Origin of the sequence: Massilia sp. Dwa41.01b, from assembly GCF_014171775.1 — a bacterium.
In the GTDB taxonomy this organism is placed as follows: Bacteria; Pseudomonadota; Gammaproteobacteria; order Burkholderiales; family Burkholderiaceae_D; genus Telluria.
Window position 1 is genome coordinate 1,294,122 of record NZ_CP050454.1, and the last position, 16,201, is coordinate 1,310,322.

Annotated in this window: 13 protein-coding genes; 10 read left to right on the forward strand and 3 right to left on the reverse strand. The window is 65.1% G+C overall.

From position 1 onward, the window contains the following. Nucleotides 1-99: 99 nt before the first annotated feature. Nucleotides 100-354 carry an acyl-CoA-binding protein gene (locus G4G28_RS05970; protein ID WP_182991247.1) on the reverse strand — a complete coding sequence of 85 codons (255 nt, stop codon included), beginning with the start codon at nt 352-354 and terminating at the stop codon, nt 100-102. A gap of 231 nt (nt 355-585) precedes the next feature. After that, entirely contained in the window at nt 586-942 is a 357-nt protein-coding gene (locus G4G28_RS05975) for an FKBP-type peptidyl-prolyl cis-trans isomerase (RefSeq protein WP_182991248.1), read from the reverse strand. Between the two features lie 169 nt (nt 943-1,111). On the opposite strand from G4G28_RS05975, the gene G4G28_RS05980 reads away from it, so the two are divergent. The 4 genes from G4G28_RS05980 to G4G28_RS05995 all read left to right on the forward strand — a co-directional run bounded on the left by G4G28_RS05980 (nt 1,112) and on the right by G4G28_RS05995 (nt 9,071). Continuing rightward, the gene (locus tag G4G28_RS05980; protein ID WP_182991249.1) at nt 1,112-1,933 is read left to right on the forward strand and encodes an EI24 domain-containing protein; all 822 of its coding nucleotides are present in this window, start codon (nt 1,112-1,114) and stop codon (nt 1,931-1,933) included. Nucleotides 1,934-2,326: 393 nt separating this feature from the next. Next, nucleotides 2,327-5,587, forward strand: coding sequence for a transglycosylase domain-containing protein (locus G4G28_RS05985; protein ID WP_183108133.1), 3,261 nt, complete (start codon nt 2,327-2,329; stop codon nt 5,585-5,587). Between the two features lie 66 nt (nt 5,588-5,653). Then, on the forward strand, nt 5,654-7,057 hold the full coding sequence (locus tag G4G28_RS05990; protein WP_182991251.1) for a TAXI family TRAP transporter solute-binding subunit: 1,404 nt from the start codon (nt 5,654-5,656) through the stop codon (nt 7,055-7,057). 58 nt (nt 7,058-7,115) lie between these two features. Beyond that, nucleotides 7,116-9,071, forward strand: coding sequence for a CocE/NonD family hydrolase (locus tag G4G28_RS05995; protein ID WP_182991252.1), 1,956 nt, complete (start codon nt 7,116-7,118; stop codon nt 9,069-9,071). A gap of 277 nt (nt 9,072-9,348) precedes the next feature. Here the strand turns inward: G4G28_RS05995 and G4G28_RS06000 are convergent, their stop codons facing one another. After that, nucleotides 9,349-9,810: a rhodanese-like domain-containing protein gene (locus G4G28_RS06000; protein ID WP_182991253.1), complete on the reverse strand. Its 462-nt coding sequence runs from the start codon at nt 9,808-9,810 to the stop codon at nt 9,349-9,351. 319 nt (nt 9,811-10,129) lie between these two features. Here G4G28_RS06000 and glnA point away from each other — a divergent pair, with 319 nt between their 5' ends. The 6 genes from glnA (at nt 10,130) to corA (ending at nt 16,116) form a co-directional block, all read left to right on the forward strand. After that, the gene (glnA, locus tag G4G28_RS06005; RefSeq protein ID WP_182991254.1) at nt 10,130-11,545 is read left to right on the forward strand and encodes a type I glutamate--ammonia ligase; all 1,416 of its coding nucleotides are present in this window, start codon (nt 10,130-10,132) and stop codon (nt 11,543-11,545) included. A 158-nt stretch (nt 11,546-11,703) separates the two neighbouring features. Then, the gene (locus tag G4G28_RS06010) at nt 11,704-12,060 is read left to right on the forward strand and encodes a DUF4124 domain-containing protein (RefSeq protein WP_229507905.1); all 357 of its coding nucleotides are present in this window, start codon (nt 11,704-11,706) and stop codon (nt 12,058-12,060) included. Nucleotides 12,061-12,075: 15 nt separating this feature from the next. Then, nucleotides 12,076-12,210 carry a hypothetical protein gene (locus G4G28_RS27410; RefSeq protein ID WP_267875272.1) on the forward strand — a complete coding sequence of 45 codons (135 nt, stop codon included), beginning with the start codon at nt 12,076-12,078 and terminating at the stop codon, nt 12,208-12,210. Then, the gene (glnL, locus tag G4G28_RS06015) at nt 12,207-13,322 is read left to right on the forward strand and encodes a nitrogen regulation protein NR(II) (protein WP_182991255.1); all 1,116 of its coding nucleotides are present in this window, start codon (nt 12,207-12,209) and stop codon (nt 13,320-13,322) included. The genes G4G28_RS27410 and glnL overlap by 4 nt, the downstream gene beginning before the upstream one ends. Nucleotides 13,323-13,409: 87 nt before the next feature. Beyond that, the gene (gene ntrC / locus G4G28_RS06020; protein ID WP_182991256.1) at nt 13,410-14,861 is read left to right on the forward strand and encodes a nitrogen regulation protein NR(I); all 1,452 of its coding nucleotides are present in this window, start codon (nt 13,410-13,412) and stop codon (nt 14,859-14,861) included. 286 nt (nt 14,862-15,147) lie between these two features. Further along, the gene (gene corA / locus G4G28_RS06025) at nt 15,148-16,116 is read left to right on the forward strand and encodes a magnesium/cobalt transporter CorA (RefSeq protein WP_182991257.1); all 969 of its coding nucleotides are present in this window, start codon (nt 15,148-15,150) and stop codon (nt 16,114-16,116) included. The last annotated feature ends 85 nt before the right edge of the window (nt 16,117-16,201 follow it).

Here is a 16,201-nt window from a genome sequence, read left to right on the forward strand (position 1 = left end):
GTCGTACCCTTGCATACCGCAACGTTTTTCGAAGGGAACAATGATCAACCGGTGATACCGCGTGGGCACGGAGTGCCCACCCTGCCAAACCGTGACCGATCAGCCCTTCAGCTCTTCGATCAGATCGATGTACTGCTGCATCGCGTCTTCTTTCGAGGTGCCTTTCAGGCCATCCCAGGCGTCGTACTTGGCACGGCCGACCATGTCGGTGAAGCCAGGACGCTCGCCGCTGACGTCGCCGCTCGACGCCTGCTTGAACAGCGCGTAGATCTTCAGCAGGGTCATGTTGTCCGGACGCTCCGGCAGGTTCTTCGAATCGGCCTGGGCCTGGGCGAACTGGTCTTGCAAGCTCATAAAAACTCCTGTTGTGTTTGCTGGATGAGGCATTGACTGTAAGGCAATGCATGCGGGGCATCTTAGCGCAGGAGGCGGCGGGTCACGCAGGAATCGCCCGTATTTTAGAGGGCTTACTCAGAAGACAAGGGGTAGCGCCGACGGCGCCTGGACATCAAAAAAGCCGCGTCGGCCGGGAGCTCCCGGCCGACGCGGCTTCGCGCACGCCTGACTGCCTTGCAGCCCGGCTGCTTACACCGCCAGCAGTTCGACGTCGAAGATCAGCGTCGCGTTCGGCGGGATCGCGCCGCCGGCGCCGCGGGCACCGTAGCCCAGGCTCGCCGGGATGGTCAGGCGGCGCTGGCCGCCGACTTTCATGCCCTGCACGCCTTCGTCCCAGCCGCGGATCACGTGGCCGGCGCCCAGCGGGAACTGGAACGGATCGTTGCGGTCCTTGCTCGAATCGAACTTGGCGCCCGGGGTGCCGTCGTCGTTGCGCAGCCAGCCGGTGTAGTGGACGGTGACGTAGGCACCGGCTTTCGCCTCGGCGCCTTCGCCGACGACGGTATCTTCGTACTGCAGGCCGGAAGCGGTGGTGGTAGTGGACATGGTATTCCTTCGCTGTTCAAGTTGAGGGGCGATTGTAGTGCATCAATCCGCCCCGCGCCATCGAGCGCCCGCTGCGGCGCCCCCGCGATCCCGGTCTACAATACGCTTTTGACTTCTGGAGCCGCACGATCATGCCTGCTCAACAGTCCAGCACGCCGGGGAGCCCCTCATGAATGCCGTCGCCACCGCCTGGGCGCGTGCGTTGCGCGCCCAGTTCTCGAGCCGCATGCTGCTGTTGTCGCTGCTGCCGCTGATGCTGTCGCTGCTGCTGTGGGGCGGGCTGCTGTATGCCTTCGGCCAGCCGCTGTTCGACTGGCTGCAGGGCCTGTTCGCCGAGTACGGCTGGTTCACCTCGAGCGACAGCATCCTCTCGACGCTCGGCCTGGGCATGCTGAAGGTGATGGTGGTGCCGATCATGGCGATCTTGCTGCTGCTGCCCCTGATGATCGCCTCGTCGTTGCTGTTCATGGGCGTGGTCGCGATGCCGGCCATCGAAGGCCACGTCAGCCGCCGCCAGTACCCGAAGCTCGAGCGCAAGGAAGGCGGGTCTTTCGTGGGCAGCGTGGCCATCAACCTCTCGAGCGTGCTCGTGTTCGCGGCCCTGTGGCTGTGTACGGTGCCGCTGTATGCGGTGCCGCCGGTGGCGGTGCTGGTGCAGGCCGCGCTGTGGGGCTGGGTGACCTCGCGCGTGATGAGCTACGACGCGCTGGCCGGGCACGCCAGCACGCTTGAACGCAAGGCCCTGATGGCTGCGCACCGCTGGCCGCTGCTGGCGATCGGCATGGTGTCGGGCGTGCTCGGCGCCTTGCCGGGCATCGCCTGGATGGGCGGCGCGCTGCTGTCGATGGTGCTGTTTCCCTTCCTGGCGGTGCTGTCGGCCTGGTTGTACGTGCTGATCTTCCTGTTCACCGGACTATGGTTCCAGTACTACTGTCTGGACGCGCTGGAAAGGCTGCGCGGGTCGGGTGCGACGGCGCCGATGCCGGCTTGAATTTCCACGGTCGGACACCCCGGACTCAGGCCGAAAAGACAGGCCAGGTACGCCGAATCTCATCCGTGTAGGAGGCGAATACCCATGCTTGTAGGCATCAGTGCTATCCCGATAACTCGGCCGTTGTTTTTTTGCGAAAATGTTCGGGGCAGGTCAAATTTGTTGAACAGGTCTACGTGGAAGACCTGTTGATGTGGTGGAATGATGGCTTGGGCGCGGCGCATTTTCATCGCGATTTTTAGCGCCAGCCACGTGAACCAACAACGACCTCGATCACTCGAACAGACCAGTAGTACGGATGGCGAGCAGGTTGACAGGATGGGGCATTCGGAAACCGCCAGCAGGTTGCCCGAGGCCCTCGTAGGAATGACGATTCAAACCGGTTAAGCCATCATGGAAAGCACCCGCCGTTTCAAACGGCCACGTAACGTATTCAGCGCCATGCGCAACCTGCGCACGCGCGCCGACGGCAGCGCCGCGCCCGCCCTCGCCATGGCAGCGACCGCGCAGGACGCGCCCCTGTACGACACCTATCCGCACCTGTCGCTCGTCTCCGACGCAGGCGCGAACTCCGCCGAGGCTCCGCCAGGCGATGGCGCCGGACCCGAACACGAAGGCGAGCCGCCTGCCGGCAAGGGCCGCGGCAAGCGCGTCCTGTTCGGCCTGCTGCTGGTCGTCGTCGCGGCCGGTTCGGCCTACGCCGTCTACGAGACCCGCACCTCCACGCTGCAGGCGAAGCTGTTCGCCGGCATGATGAAGGACGTGCACTATCGCATGCACAAGGGCGCGAGCGACGCGATCCGCTTCCCGTCCGAGAGCCCCTACGATGCCCGCCTTGGCTACTCGCATCTCCCGGCGTTTCTCACCAGGCTGCAGTCGCGCGACTACGTCATCGAAGCGCAAGCGCGCATGTCGCCGAAAATGGTGCAGCTGGCCGACCGCGGCATCTTCGCGACCTACCGCGAAAAGACCCGTACCGGCCTCGAGATCCTCGACTGCCGCAGCCAGCCGCTGTTCGGCTCGCGCTTCCCGGAACGCTTCTACGAGCGCTTCGACGACACCCCGCAACTGCTGGTGCAAAGCCTGCTGTTCATCGAGAACCGCGAGCTGCTCGACCCGGCCTACCCGAAACGCAACCCGGCCGTCGAATGGGACCGCTTCTCGAAAGCCGTGTTCGACAAAACCCTGCACGCCGTCGGCGTCGGCAGCGGCGGGCGCGTTGCCGGCGGTTCCACGCTGGCCACGCAAATCGAAAAATACCGCCATTCGCCGGAAGGGCGTACCGCCTCGCTGTCGGACAAGCTCGTGCAAATGGCCTCGGCCACGCTGCGCGCCTACCAGGATGGCGAAGACACCACTGGCGCACGCCGCCAGATCGTGCTCGACTACCTGAATACGGTGCCGCTGTCGGCCAAGCTCGGCTACGGCGAAGTGAACGGCATCGGCGACGGCATGTGGGTCTGGTACGGCCGCGATTTCGCCAAGGTCAGTGCCGCCCTGAAGGGCCGCATGGACAATTCCGAAGCGGTGCTCATCTACAAGGAAGCGCTGTCGCTGATGATCGCGCAGCGCCGTCCTGCCTACTACCTCGGCGCCGGCAAGGAAGACCTCGAAACGCTCACGAACAGCCACCTGCGCGTGCTGGCCCAGGCCGGCGTGATCACGCCGCAGTTGCGCGACGCGGCCCTCGCCGTCAAGCTGCAGCCCTCGCTGCATTCCGGCGTGGCCGCACCCGAGCCGAACGCCTTCGTGTCGCGCAAGGCCTCGAACGCCGTGCGCAACCACCTCGGCTACCTGCTGGGCGAGCCGCGCCTGTACAACCTCGACCGCCTCGACATGTCGGTGGTTTCCACCCTCGATGCCCAGGCCCAGCAGGCGGTGACCGCCACGCTGCGCCAGCTGACCACGCCCGAGGCGGCCGCAGCGGCCGGCCTGACCGGCAAGGGCCTGCTCGGCAACGGCGACCCGGCCCAGGTGGTCTACAGCTTTACCCTGATGGAGCGGGGCGACAACGTCAACTACCTGCGCGTCCAGACCGACAACTACGACCAGCCCCTCGACATCAACGAGCAGGCCAAGCTCGACCTCGGTTCGACGGCCAAGCTGCGCACGCTCGTCACCTACCTCGACATCGTCGACCAGCTGCACCGCCGCTACGAGCCGATGGACCCGAAGGCGCTGCGCGAAGCGCGCATCGACCCGAAGGATCGCCTGAGCCAGTGGGCGGTGGAATACTTCCTGGCGCTGCCGGCGAATGCCGACCGTGGCTTGACGCCCATGCTGGCGGCGGCGATGGAGCGCAAGTACTCGGCCAACCCTGGTGAAGGCTTCTTTACCGGCGGCGGCCTGCATTACTTCGGCAACTTCAGCAAGCTCGACAATTCGAAGATCATGACCGTGCAGCACGCGCTGCAGCAGTCGACCAACCTGGTCTTCGTGCGCATGATGCGCGACGTCGTGCGCTACTACATGTTCCAGCTGCCCGGTTCCTCGGCCGCCCTGCTGGCCGACGCCAACGATCCGCGCCGCGCCGAGTACCTGGCGCGCTTCGCCGACAGCGAGGGCAAGACCTTCCTGGCGAAGTTCTGGAACAAGTACAAGGGCAAGACCCCGGACGAAGCGCAGGCGCTGCTCTTTGCCGGCGTGCGCCCGGCCGCCTCGAAGCTGGCCGCGGCCTACCTGACGATCGCGCCGAAGGCCACGCTGGCCCAGTTCGGCGCCTTCATCGACCGTTCGCTGCCGAGCAACGAGGTCGACGAAGAGCGCATCGCCAGGATGTACGAGCAGTATGCGCCGGCCAACATGTCGCTGGCCGACCGCGGTTATGTCGCCTCGACCCACCCGCTGGAACTGTGGCTGGTCGGCTACCTGCAGACCCACCCGAAAGCCGGCTGGAGCGAAGTGGTCGCGGCCAGCGTGCGCGAGCGCCAGGAAGTCTATTCGTGGCTGTTCAAGACCAGCCGCAAGAACGCCCAGGACAAGCGCATCGCCGGCCTGATCGAAGTCGAAGCCTTCCTCAAGATCCATGCCCAGTGGAAGAAGATGGGCTATCCCTTCGATTCGCTGGTGCCGTCCTACGCCACCACGCTGGGCGCCTCGGCCGACCGGCCGGCGGCCCTGGCCGAACTGATGGGCATCATCGTCAACGGCGGCGTACGCAAACCCGTCGAGCGCATCGACTCGCTGCACTTTGCCAAGGCCACGCCTTACGAAACCCTGGTCAAGCGCGCACCGAAAGTGGAGAACGAAGTCGTGCTGGCGCCGGAAGTGGCGCGCGCGGTGGCCACTGCCATCCGCGGCGTGGTGTCGGAAGGTACGGCCAAGCGCGTCAAGACCGCCTTCACGCAATCGGACGGCAATGTCATCGCGGTGGGCGGCAAGACCGGTACCGGCGACCAGCGCTTCGACGTGTATGCTAGAGGCGGGCGCCTGATCGAATCGCGCTACGTGAACCGTTCGGCCACGTTCGTCTTCAACATCGGCGAGCGCTTCTTCGGCAGCATGACGGCCTATGTGCACGGACCGCAGTCGGAGAACTACGACTTCACCAGCGCCTTGCCGGTGCAGCTGCTCACAACGCTGGCGCCGAGCCTGATGCCGATGATCGAACCGCCACAGGGCAGCGTGGCCGCGCAGCGCCAGTGCGTGCGCTGACCCGTCCGTCGCCGGCCTGCTTGCCCAAACGGATGAGCAGCCGGGGCCTGGCCTTATAATGGCTGGATGAGTCCCGGAGAAAGGGCGCGCAGCGCAAGCCGGCGCGCCGTATCGACAATTCGCAGCTTCAGCCTGGTTTCGCTGCGCGACCTGATCGTCGCGGCGGGGCCGACCGTCGTCCTGGTCGCGCTGGCCTGCTTCATCGCCTACCTGGTTGTCGACCCGGCCCCGCCGCGCATCGTGCGCCTGGCAAGCGGCCAGGAAAACAGCGCCTACGAAGCCTTTGGCGCCCGCTATGCCAAGGAACTCAAGAGCGACGAGATCAAGGTCGTGCTGCAGCCCTCGCTGGGCTCCCAGGAAAACCTGCTACGCCTGCAGCGTGGCGAAGCCGACATCGCGTTCGTGCAAAGCGGTTCCACCAGCGAAGAGCAGGCGGGCCAGCTCGGCCTGGTATCCCTGGGCAGCCTGTTCACGGAACCCGTCTGGCTGTTCCTGCGCAGCGAGGTCAAGGCCACCAGTCTCACCGGCCTGCGCGGCAAGCGCATCAACCTCGGGCCGGAGGGTACCGGCGTGCCGACCCTGTTCCGCCAGGTGCTGGCCGTGAACGGCGTCGAGCCGAACGAACTGACCATCGGCGCGCTCGAGAACACGCCGGCCACGGTCGAACTGCTGGCCGGGCGCATCGACGGACTCGTGTTCAGTTCGGCGCCGGAAGCGCCGCTGATCCAGATGCTGCTGCAAACGCCCGGCATCCGCCTGTTCAACTTTTCCCAGGCCGAAGCCTATACGCGGCGCCTGCCTTTCCTCACCCACGTAACGCTGCCGCGCGGGATCGTCGACCTGGGCCGCGACATTCCGTCCCAGGACTACCACCTGATCGCGCCCACGGCCACCCTGGTGGCGCGGGAAGACCTGCATCCGGCCCTGGTCGACCTGTTTGTCAAGGCGGCCGGCGAGATCCACGGCGGCGCCGGCTGGTTCCAGCAGCAGGGCCAGTTCCCCTCGCCGAAATTTACCGAGATTCCCGTGTCGGAGGAAGCGGCGAAATACTACCGCGACGGCCCGCCGCTGCTGCAGCGCTACATGCGCTTCTGGCTGGCGAATCTGTTCGAGCGCCTGTGGGTCGTGGTGGTGGCGCTGGCCGCCCTGGTGATACCGCTCTCGAAAATCGTGCCGCCGCTGTACGTGTGGCGCGTGCGTTCGCGCGTGTATCGCTGGTACGGCGAATTGCGCGCGGTGGAGCAGGCCTGGGAGGCCGTGCAGCCGGAAGCGGAAGAGGCGCGCCGCGAGATCGTACGCGAGGATCTCTTGCACCGCCTGGACGACATCGAGGAACGCGTAAACCACATCTCGATTCCGCTGGCCTATGCCGATGGCCTGTACGGCCTGCGCGGCCATATCAACATCGTGCGCCAGCGGCTGCGCGCATCGGCACCGGCGGCGGCCGGACCGGGCGACTTCGGCGGATAACAATTTCCTGCGGATGAGATTACACTGGCAGGCCGTGTGATTTGTCTTTAAGGAAATTATGATCCGCCGTCCTCTCTCCCTCCTGGCACTCAGCCTGGCCTTTGCCTTCGGCGCCACTCCCGGCGCCCAGGCCGCCACCTCGACGGACGGGGCGGCGGATGCGCCCGCTCAAAAGCGCAACCTGCGCGAGACCTACACCAAGCACGAATACCAGATCCCGATGCGCGACGGCGTCAAGCTGTTCACCACCGTCTATGTGCCCAAGGATGCCTCGCGTCCGTATCCCTTCCTGATGACGCGCACGCCCTACAGCGCCGGCGTGTTTGCACAGGGCGAGCTGCACTACGGTGTCGACTGGTTCCCGGAGTCCATCGGCCCTTCGCGCGAGCTGGAAGATGCCGGCTATATCTTCGTCAAGCAGGACGTGCGCGGGCGCTACATGTCGGAAGGGAAGTGGCAGGAGATGACGCCGCACGGTAAAGCCAAGCTGGCCGCCGGCGAAGGCGAGGAAAGCCGCGACATGTACGACACCGTCGAATGGCTGCTCAAGCACGTGCCGAACAACAACGGCAAGGTCGGCATCCACGGCATCAGTTATCCCGGCTTCTATACCTCCGCCAGCATCATCGACTCGCACCCGGCCATCAAGGCGGCCTCGCCGCAGGCGCCGGTCACCGACCTCTACATGGGCGACGATTCCTACCACGGCGGCGCCTTCATGCTGGCTGCGAACTTCGATTTCTACGCCGCCTTCACCTCGCGCCCGAATCCGACGCCGCTGCCGAAAACGCGCGACAGTTTCGACTACGGCGACACCGATGCGTACGATTTCTTTCTCAAGCACCTGACGCTGTCGAACATCCTCGGCACCATGACGGACGAACAGCGTCTGCTCCTCGTGCCCACCATCGAGCATGACACCTATGACGAGTTCTGGACCTCACGCGCCATCGGTCCGCGCCTGAAGAACGTCAAGCCGGCGGTGCTGACCGTTGGCGGCTGGTTTGACGCGGAAGACCCGCAGGGTCCGTTCACGACCTATGCTTCCATCGAAAAGCTCAACCCAGGCACGACCAATGGCCTGGTGATGGGACCCTGGGTGCACGGCGGCTGGGCGCGTGGGGAGGGCGCACGCCTCGGACACGTCAGTTTCGACAGCAAGACCTCGGAGTACTTCCGCCGCGAGTTGCAGTTCCCGTTTTTCGAACAGCACCTGAAAGGCGTCAAGCCGGCGAACCCGGTCGCCGAGGTCACGGCCTTCGAGACCGGCAGCAACGTCTGGCGCCGCTACACGGCCTGGCCGCCGGTGCAGGCCAAGCCACGCACGCTGTACTTCGGTGCCGACGGCAAGCTGGGCTGGACGCAGCCCGCGGCAGCTGGCACCGCTTTCGACGAATACGTGGCCGACCCGAAAAAGCCGGTGCCCTATATTGCCTATCCAGCCACCGGCGTGCCGCAGGAATACATGGTCTCGGACCAGCGTTTCGCCGCCAAGCGGCCCGACGTGCTGGTCTACCAGAGCGAAGTGCTGGAGGAGGACGTGACGATCGTCGGAGGAGTGACGCCGAAACTGTTCGTCTCGACCACGGGCACGGACGCCGACTGGGTGGTGAAGCTGATCGACGTCTATCCGGCGTCCTACCCGGAGGCGCCCGCTGGAGCCCACGGTGCCGACCCGGGCGTGCCCGCGCTGGCGCTGGGCGGTTTCCAGCAGCTGGTGCGCGGCAACCCGCTGCGCGGCAAGTTCCGTAACGGGTTCGCCAAGCCGCAACCATTCACGCCGGGCAAGGTCGAGGCGCTGGATTTCGACATCGGCCAGGTCAACCACACCTTCCGCCGCGGCCACCGCATCATGGTGCAGGTGCAGAGTTCGTGGTTCCCGCTGGTGGACCTGAACCCGCAGACGTTTACCCACATCCCGAAGGCGAAGCCGGAAGATTTCGTCAAGGCGACCCAGCGTGTGTACCGCGCGCCGGGCACCGCGTCGGGCTTGCAGGTGATGGTGATGCCATAACCGGGTAGATGGACGGCTGCCAGGGCGGCAATAGGTCGTTCGATGTACGCCGCTACATGCTGCACGCCGTAGGGTAGGCGGCTCCACCCGCAACACTTCCGCAGACGCGGCGCCTGCGCCGCCTACGCGTTCAAACCCGCGCGATCAGCCCCAACGCGCTTGAACGAAGGGCTCGAACGAATGGCCCGAACGGCAGCGCGAATGAGCCGCCGTGGGTTGAACGCGTAGGCGGCGCGTGCAGTGGCGCAACGCATCGGGCGCGATGGAGCCGCCTACCCTACGCTCCGATCCAGGGCAGGCCAGCCTTGCACCAGCCGCCAATCGTCTTGCGATGCCCCTCTGCATCGCGGTCGCCCTCGAAACCCTCCAGGATGTCGTAGGACTGCGCATAGCCAAGCTCCGTGGCCACCCGTGCGCTGTGGCGCGAGCGCACGCCCGAGCGGCACAGGAACAGCAATACCTCGTCCTTGCCCGCCACCTGCCCCAGCTGCTCGCTGAACTGCGGATTCGGCTGGCCGCCCGGGTAGGTGGCCCATTGCACGGCCACGTGCTGCGCCTCGGAAACCGAGGCGACGCGTCCAACCCAGTCGCGTTCGGCATTCGTGCGCACGTCGACGATCTTCACCTTCGGATCGCTTTGCAGCAGCGTGAACGCCTCGCGCGGCGTGACGGCACCGGCGTAGGGCTGGCCCGGCGCGCGGGTGCGCGCACTGGCGAGGATGTCTTCGGTCGTGCTCATCATTATTCCCTTTGATTAATTCGACTGCACCAGGATGGCGCCAGCCTTGCCGAAAAAGTGCGTTTTGCACCATCATGGTGCAATAAGGATAAAATGCACCATGATGGTGCGCCGCGCACCAATTGCCCGCACGCTTGCCGCAAGGCCTGTCGTCGGAGATTTTATGGTTAAACTCTCGGGTTGCCAAAGAACGAATGCGCATTTGTTCATGACAGGGAAGCTGGCATGGTTCCTGCATTAGTTCCTTGCAAGATTGTCGCACCGGCTGACGGGACAGCGCCCTCGCTGCGCGACACACCATTTTAATTAGGAGAAACGCATGGCAAAGACCGCCGCAGATGTGATGCAGATGGTGAAGGACAACGAAGTCAAGTTCGTTGATTTCCGCTTCGCGGATACCCGTGGTAAAGAGCAGCACGTCACCGTTCCTGTGTCGCACTTCGACCTCGACAAATTCGAGTCGGGCCACGCGTTCGACGGTTCCTCGATCGCCGGCTGGAAGGGCATCGAGGCATCGGACATGATCCTGATGCCGGACCCGAACACCGCCAACCTCGACCCGTTCATGGAAGAGACCACCCTGTTCATGCAGTGCGACGTGATCGAACCGTCGGACGGCAAGGGCTACGACCGCGACCCGCGCTCGATCGCCAAGCGCGCCGAAGCCTACCTGAAGTCCACCGGCCTGGGCGACACCGCCTTCTTCGGTCCGGAACCTGAATTCTTCATCTTCGACGGCATCCGCTGGAAAGTCGACATGTCGGGCTGCTTCGTGAAGATCGATTCCGAAGAAGCCTCCTGGTCGACCGACGCCAAGATCGAAGGCGGCAACAGCGGCCATCGTCCAGGCGTGAAGGGCGGCTACTTCCCGGTCCCGCCGGTCGATAGCTTCCAGGACATGCGTTCGGAAATGTGCCTGATCCTCGAATCGCTCGGCATCCCGGTCGAAGTGCACCACCACGAAGTGGCCGGCGCCGGCCAGAACGAAATCGGCACCCGCTTCTCGACCCTGGTCGAGCGCGCCGACTGGACCCAGAACATGAAGTACGTGATCTGGAACGTCGCCCACAGCTACGGCAAGACCGCCACCTTCATGCCGAAACCGATGGCCGGCGACAATGGCTCGGGCATGCACGTGCACCAGTCGATCTGGAAGGAAGGCAAGAACCTGTTCGCGGGCGACGGCTATGCCGGCCTGTCGGAAACGGCCCTGTTCTACATCGGCGGCATCATCAAGCACGCCAAGGCCCTGAACGCGATCACCAACCCGGGCACCAACTCGTACAAGCGCCTGGTGCCGGGCTACGAAGCCCCGGTGAAGCTGGCCTACTCGGCCCGTAACCGCTCGGCCTCGATCCGCATTCCGCACGTGGCCAACCCGAAGGGCCGCCGCATCGAAGTGCGCTTCCCGGACCCGCTGGCCAACGTCTACCTGTGCTTCGCCGCGCTGCTGATGGCGGGCCTGGACGGTATCCAGAACAAGATCCACCCGGGCGAAGCGGCGTCGAAAGACCTGTACCACCTGCCGCCGGAAGAAGACAAGCTGATCCCGACCGTCTGCGCCTCGCTGGAAGAAGCGCTCGACGCCCTGAACGCGGACCGCGAGTTCCTGATCCGCGGCGGCGTCTTCAGCGACAGCATGATCGACGCCTACATCGACCTGAAGATGCAGGAAGTGCAGCGCATGCGCATGACGCCGCACCCGGCCGAATTCGACATGTACTACTCGTCGTAAGCAGATAGCTCCACTGTTGCAATACGGCATCAGAAGCTGTAAGCACAGGTAACAAACGCGGGGAGGGCCATTGGCTTTCCCCGCGTTTTTATGTGGATGCGGTATATTCGGGCTCAACTCCACCTTGCACGCCCTGCGTGCCGCTTTTACCGATGCGAATGATAACGTTTGGTTTTCGCCATGGCGCCGCGCTGCTAGCAGGCGTGCTCGCGCTGCAGTTCCCGGCCCAGGCCCAGGTCTACCGTTGCACCGATGCGAGCGGAAACAAGCTGTACACGGACACGAAAAAAGGCAATTGCGAGCTGCTCGATACCGGCCCGGCATTGCCGCGTCCGGTGGCGGCCTCGCCCATGATTCCCTCGGCACGCCCGGTCAGCCCGGCGCCGGCTGCCGCCGCATCGAGCCCGACCAACTTCCCCGGGTCGACAGCTCGCAGCAGCGCGCCCGCGACGACGATCGCCGCGGCATCCTCACCGAGGAACTGCGCGCCGAAGAGAAGAAGCTGGCCGACCTGAAGCAGTCCTTCAACAATGGCGAACCCGAGCGCCAGGGCAACGAGCGCAACTTCGTCAAGTACCGAGCGCGTCGTCCAGATGCGCGACGACATCAGCCGCACCGAGCGCAACATCGAGGCGCTGCGGCGCGAAATCGCCAACATCCGATGACGGAACCCGACAGCGCGGCCCAGGCCCCGCAGCCGGGCCCGCCATCGACACAGCCAGCCTCCGGGTTCGCCGGCCTCGAGCTGCTGGCCTCGAGCGTGCTGCTGGTCGATGCCCACGACCGCGTGCGCTACGCCAACCCGGCGGCCGAGAACATGCTCGACGCCTCGCTCAAGTCGCTCTCGCGCCAGACCCTGGCGGCGCTGTTCTCCAACGGCGACGAGCTCGCTGCCCTCTGCGGCCAGACCCGCGCCCACCAGTATGCCGACCTGCGCCAGGACCTGGCGCTCGAGCGCCCCGGGCGCGAAACCCTCCACGTGCACAGCATCGCCAGTAGCCTGGACAACGGCGAGGTGCTGATCGAACTGCGCGAGAACGTCCAGCAGTTGAAACTCGATCGCGAGGAGCGCTTCCTCGACCAGAGCCAGGCCAACAAGGAACTCATCCGCAACCTGGCGCACGAGATCAAGAATCCGTTGGGCGGCATCCGTGGCGCGGCCCAGTTGCTCGAGCTGGAACTGCCGCCGCTGCACCTGGCCGAGCTGAAGGAATACACCCAGGTCATCATCAAGGAAGCCGACCGCCTGCAGACCCTGGTCGACCGCCTGCTGGCCCCGCACAGGAAGCCCCACATCGTCGGCGACGTCAACATCCACGAAGTGTGCGAGCGCGTGCGTAGTCTGGTGCTGGCCGAATTCCCCAACGGCCTGGCCATCCGGCGCGATTACGATGCCTCCATCCCCGAGTTCCGCGGCGACAAGGAGCAGCTGATCCAGGCCGTCCTGAACATCGTCCACAACGCCGCCCAGGCCCTGGGCACGCGCATCGCAGCTGGCGATGCCGAGATCGTGCTGCGCACGCGCGTCGCCCGCCAGGTGACGCTGGCCAAGGTCCGCTACGGGCTGGCATTAGACTTGCATATCATTGACAATGGACCGGGCATCGCACCCGAAATCCGCGACCGTATCTTCTACCCGCTGGTGTCGGGCAGGGATGGCGGCAGCGGCCTGGGCTTGACCCTGGCGCAAACCTTCGTGCAGCAGCACCTTGGGATGATCGAGTGCGAAAGCCGGCCTGGACTGACGGATTTCCGGATACTCCTGCCGCTGCATTGAGGCGGGCGGGTCCGCCGGGTCCACGATGAATCACAGCCCGCATGGCATTCCGAATGACCGGCGGGCAGGGCGGAAAGCAGGAAGCACATGAAACCAATCTGGATTGTCGACGACGACGCATCGATTCGCTGGGTGCTGGAAAAAGCACTGGCACGCGAGAGCCTGTCCACGCGCAGCTTCGCCAATGCGCGCGAGGCCCTGGCCGCCTTCGAGCACGAGACGCCGCAGGTGCTCGTGTCGGATATCCGCATGCCGGGCGAATCCGGCATCGACTTGCTGCAGGCGGTCAAGGAGAGGCATCCCGGCCTGCCGGTCATCATCATCACCGCCTTTTCCGACCTCGATTCGGCCGTCGCGTCCTTCCAGGGCGGGGCTTTCGATTACCTGGCGAAGCCCTTCGACATCGACAAGGCCGTCGCCCTGATCCGCCGCGCCCTCGAGGAAAGCCTGCGCGAGGCGAGCGTGGAAGCGGCGCCTGCCGAGACGCCCGAGATACTCGGCCTGGCGCCGGCCATGCAGGAAGTCTTCCGCGCGATCGGCCGCCTGTCGCAATCGAACGTGACGGTCTTGATCACGGGCGAATCGGGCACTGGCAAGGAGCTCGTCGCACGCGCCCTGCACAAGCACAGCCCCCGTGCGCGGCAGCCTTTCATCGCCCTGAACACGGCCGCCATCCCGAAGGATTTGCTGGAGTCGGAACTGTTCGGCCACGAACGCGGGGCCTTCACGGGCGCGCAAGCCATGCGGCGCGGCCGCTTCGAGCAGGCCGAGGACGGTACCCTGTTCCTCGATGAAATCGGCGACATGCCTTTCGATTTGCAGACGCGCCTTCTGCGCGTGCTCTCGGACGGCCACTTCTACCGCGTCGGCGGGCACCAGCCGGTGAAAGCCAACGTGCGCGTGATCGCCGCCACCCACCAGAACCTGGAGCAGCGCGTGCGCGACGGCCTGTTCCGCGAAGACCTGTATCACCGCCTGAACGTGATCCGCCTGCGCCTGCCCAGCCTGCGCGAGCGGGTGGAAGACATCCCGCTGCTGGTACGCCACTTCCTGGTGCAGAGCGCACACCAATTGGGCGTCGAACCGAAGCGCATGAGCGAGGCCGCGATGCGTTTCCTCAGCGGCCTGGAATTGCCGGGCAACGTGCGCCAGCTGGAAAACCTGTGCAACTGGATTACCGTGATGGCGCCCGGCCAGACGGTCGAGGTCAAGGACCTGCCGCGCGACCTGACGCAGGCGCCGCCGGTGGCCGCGGCATTGGCCGCATCCACGCCGGCGGAAGGCGCGCCGGTATCCCTGTCGGTGCCGCCCTCGCCGGACGGCTGGATCGGGTTGCTGGAACTGCAGGCGGCCAGCATGCTCAGCGCCGGCCAGTTCGAAGTGATGGACACGCTCGGCAAGCAGTTCGAATCGGCCCTGATCAAGACGGCACTGAAGCACACGCACGGCCGCAAGCACGACGCCGCCATGCGCCTGGGGATCGGCCGCAACACGATCACGCGCAAGATCGTCGAACTGGGCATCGAAGGGGCGGAGTAGGGGGCGGCCCTGGCGTAGTGCTGATCCCGTAGGGTGGGCGCCCTGTGCCCACGCGGTCATATGAACCATGCCACGACGGCTCGCCGACGCCTCGCCGCTATGTTCTCGTCATCAAGGTTTTGCCGGAAGACACGTCGACGATCAAACGACGCAACGGCGTGGGCACGGGGCGCCCACCCTACGTGATCGCACGCGTTCAACCGGCGGATGTAGACACGCGAAGGCGGAAGAGGCCCGGTGAATGGTGTAAGCTCTCGCATCGCCGCCGACCCATCCACCGAACCACATGCTGATCAACTGCGTCGCCTACCAGGAAGGCAAGAAACTGTCCGATATCCCGGTCGAGGATATCAGCGAATACCTGAAACAACCCGACTGCTTCGTCTGGGTCGCGCTGCGCGACCCTGAGCCGGCCGAGCTGGCCGAGATGCAGCACGAATTCGACCTGCATGAACTGGCCGTGGAAGACGCCTCGCGCGGCCACCAGCGGCCCAAGCTCGAGGAATATGGCGACTCGGTGTTCACGGTCGTGCATACCGTGAACCTGAACGGGGACGAGCTCTGCTCCGGCGAGGTGGCGATTTTCGCCGGCCTGAATTACGTGTTGTCGGTGCGGCGCGACTCCGCCCAGGGTTTCCTCGGCGTGCGGGCCCGTGCCGAGCGCCAGCCGCACCTCTTGAGGATGGGTTCGGGCTTCGTGCTGTACGCGCTGATGGACGCCGTCGTCGACCGCTACTTCCCCGTCGTCGACAAGCTCGAATCCGATCTCGAATCGATCGAGGACCGCATCTTCGGCGGCCAGGGCAACCAGCGCGACAACATCGAGCGCCTGTATGACCTCAAGCGCAACACCCTGGTGCTGCGCCACGCCGTGATCCCGCTGATGGATGCTGTCGGCCGCCTGCACGGCGGACGTGTGCCGCAACTGGCGATTGACACCCAGGACTACTTCCGCGATATCCACGACCACCTGCTGCGCATCGCCGGCCGCCTCGATACCATCCGCGACACCATCGCCACCGCGATCCAGGTGACGCTGTCGATGGTCTCGATCGAGGAAAACGACATCAACAAGAAGCTCGCTGCCTATGCCGCTATCTTCGCGGTGTTTACGGCGTTTGCCGGCGTGTGGGGGATGAACTTCGAATTCATGCCGGAACTGAAGTGGCACTACGGTTACCCGACGGCCCTCGGCCTGATGGCCGGCGTGTCGGGCTATATGTATCGCCGCTTCAAAAAAGCCGGCTGGTTATAGAGGCTGTGCGCCCGATCGTGCGTGCGTTGAACGCGTGGGGTGAGCCGGGCTAAATGCCCGGCAAACGCGAAGCAGGCGCTCAAGG

Coding starts and splice junctions, on each gene's coding strand:
- G4G28_RS05970 (WP_182991247.1), bottom strand. CDS start 354: ATGAGCTTGCAAGACCAGTTCGCCCAGGCCCAGGCCGATTCGAAGAAC.
- G4G28_RS05975 (WP_182991248.1), bottom strand. CDS start 942: ATGTCCACTACCACCACCGCTTCCGGCCTGCAGTACGAAGATACCGTC.
- G4G28_RS05980 (WP_182991249.1), top strand. CDS start 1,112: ATGAATGCCGTCGCCACCGCCTGGGCGCGTGCGTTGCGCGCCCAGTTC.
- G4G28_RS05985 (WP_183108133.1), top strand. CDS start 2,327: ATGGAAAGCACCCGCCGTTTCAAACGGCCACGTAACGTATTCAGCGCC.
- G4G28_RS05990 (WP_182991251.1), top strand. CDS start 5,654: ATGAGTCCCGGAGAAAGGGCGCGCAGCGCAAGCCGGCGCGCCGTATCG.
- G4G28_RS05995 (WP_182991252.1), top strand. CDS start 7,116: ATGATCCGCCGTCCTCTCTCCCTCCTGGCACTCAGCCTGGCCTTTGCC.
- G4G28_RS06000 (WP_182991253.1), bottom strand. CDS start 9,810: ATGAGCACGACCGAAGACATCCTCGCCAGTGCGCGCACCCGCGCGCCG.
- glnA (WP_182991254.1), top strand. CDS start 10,130: ATGGCAAAGACCGCCGCAGATGTGATGCAGATGGTGAAGGACAACGAA.
- G4G28_RS06010 (WP_229507905.1), top strand. CDS start 11,704: ATGATAACGTTTGGTTTTCGCCATGGCGCCGCGCTGCTAGCAGGCGTG.
- G4G28_RS27410 (WP_267875272.1), top strand. CDS start 12,076: ATGGCGAACCCGAGCGCCAGGGCAACGAGCGCAACTTCGTCAAGTACC.
- glnL (WP_182991255.1), top strand. CDS start 12,207: ATGACGGAACCCGACAGCGCGGCCCAGGCCCCGCAGCCGGGCCCGCCA.
- ntrC (WP_182991256.1), top strand. CDS start 13,410: ATGAAACCAATCTGGATTGTCGACGACGACGCATCGATTCGCTGGGTG.
- corA (WP_182991257.1), top strand. CDS start 15,148: ATGCTGATCAACTGCGTCGCCTACCAGGAAGGCAAGAAACTGTCCGAT.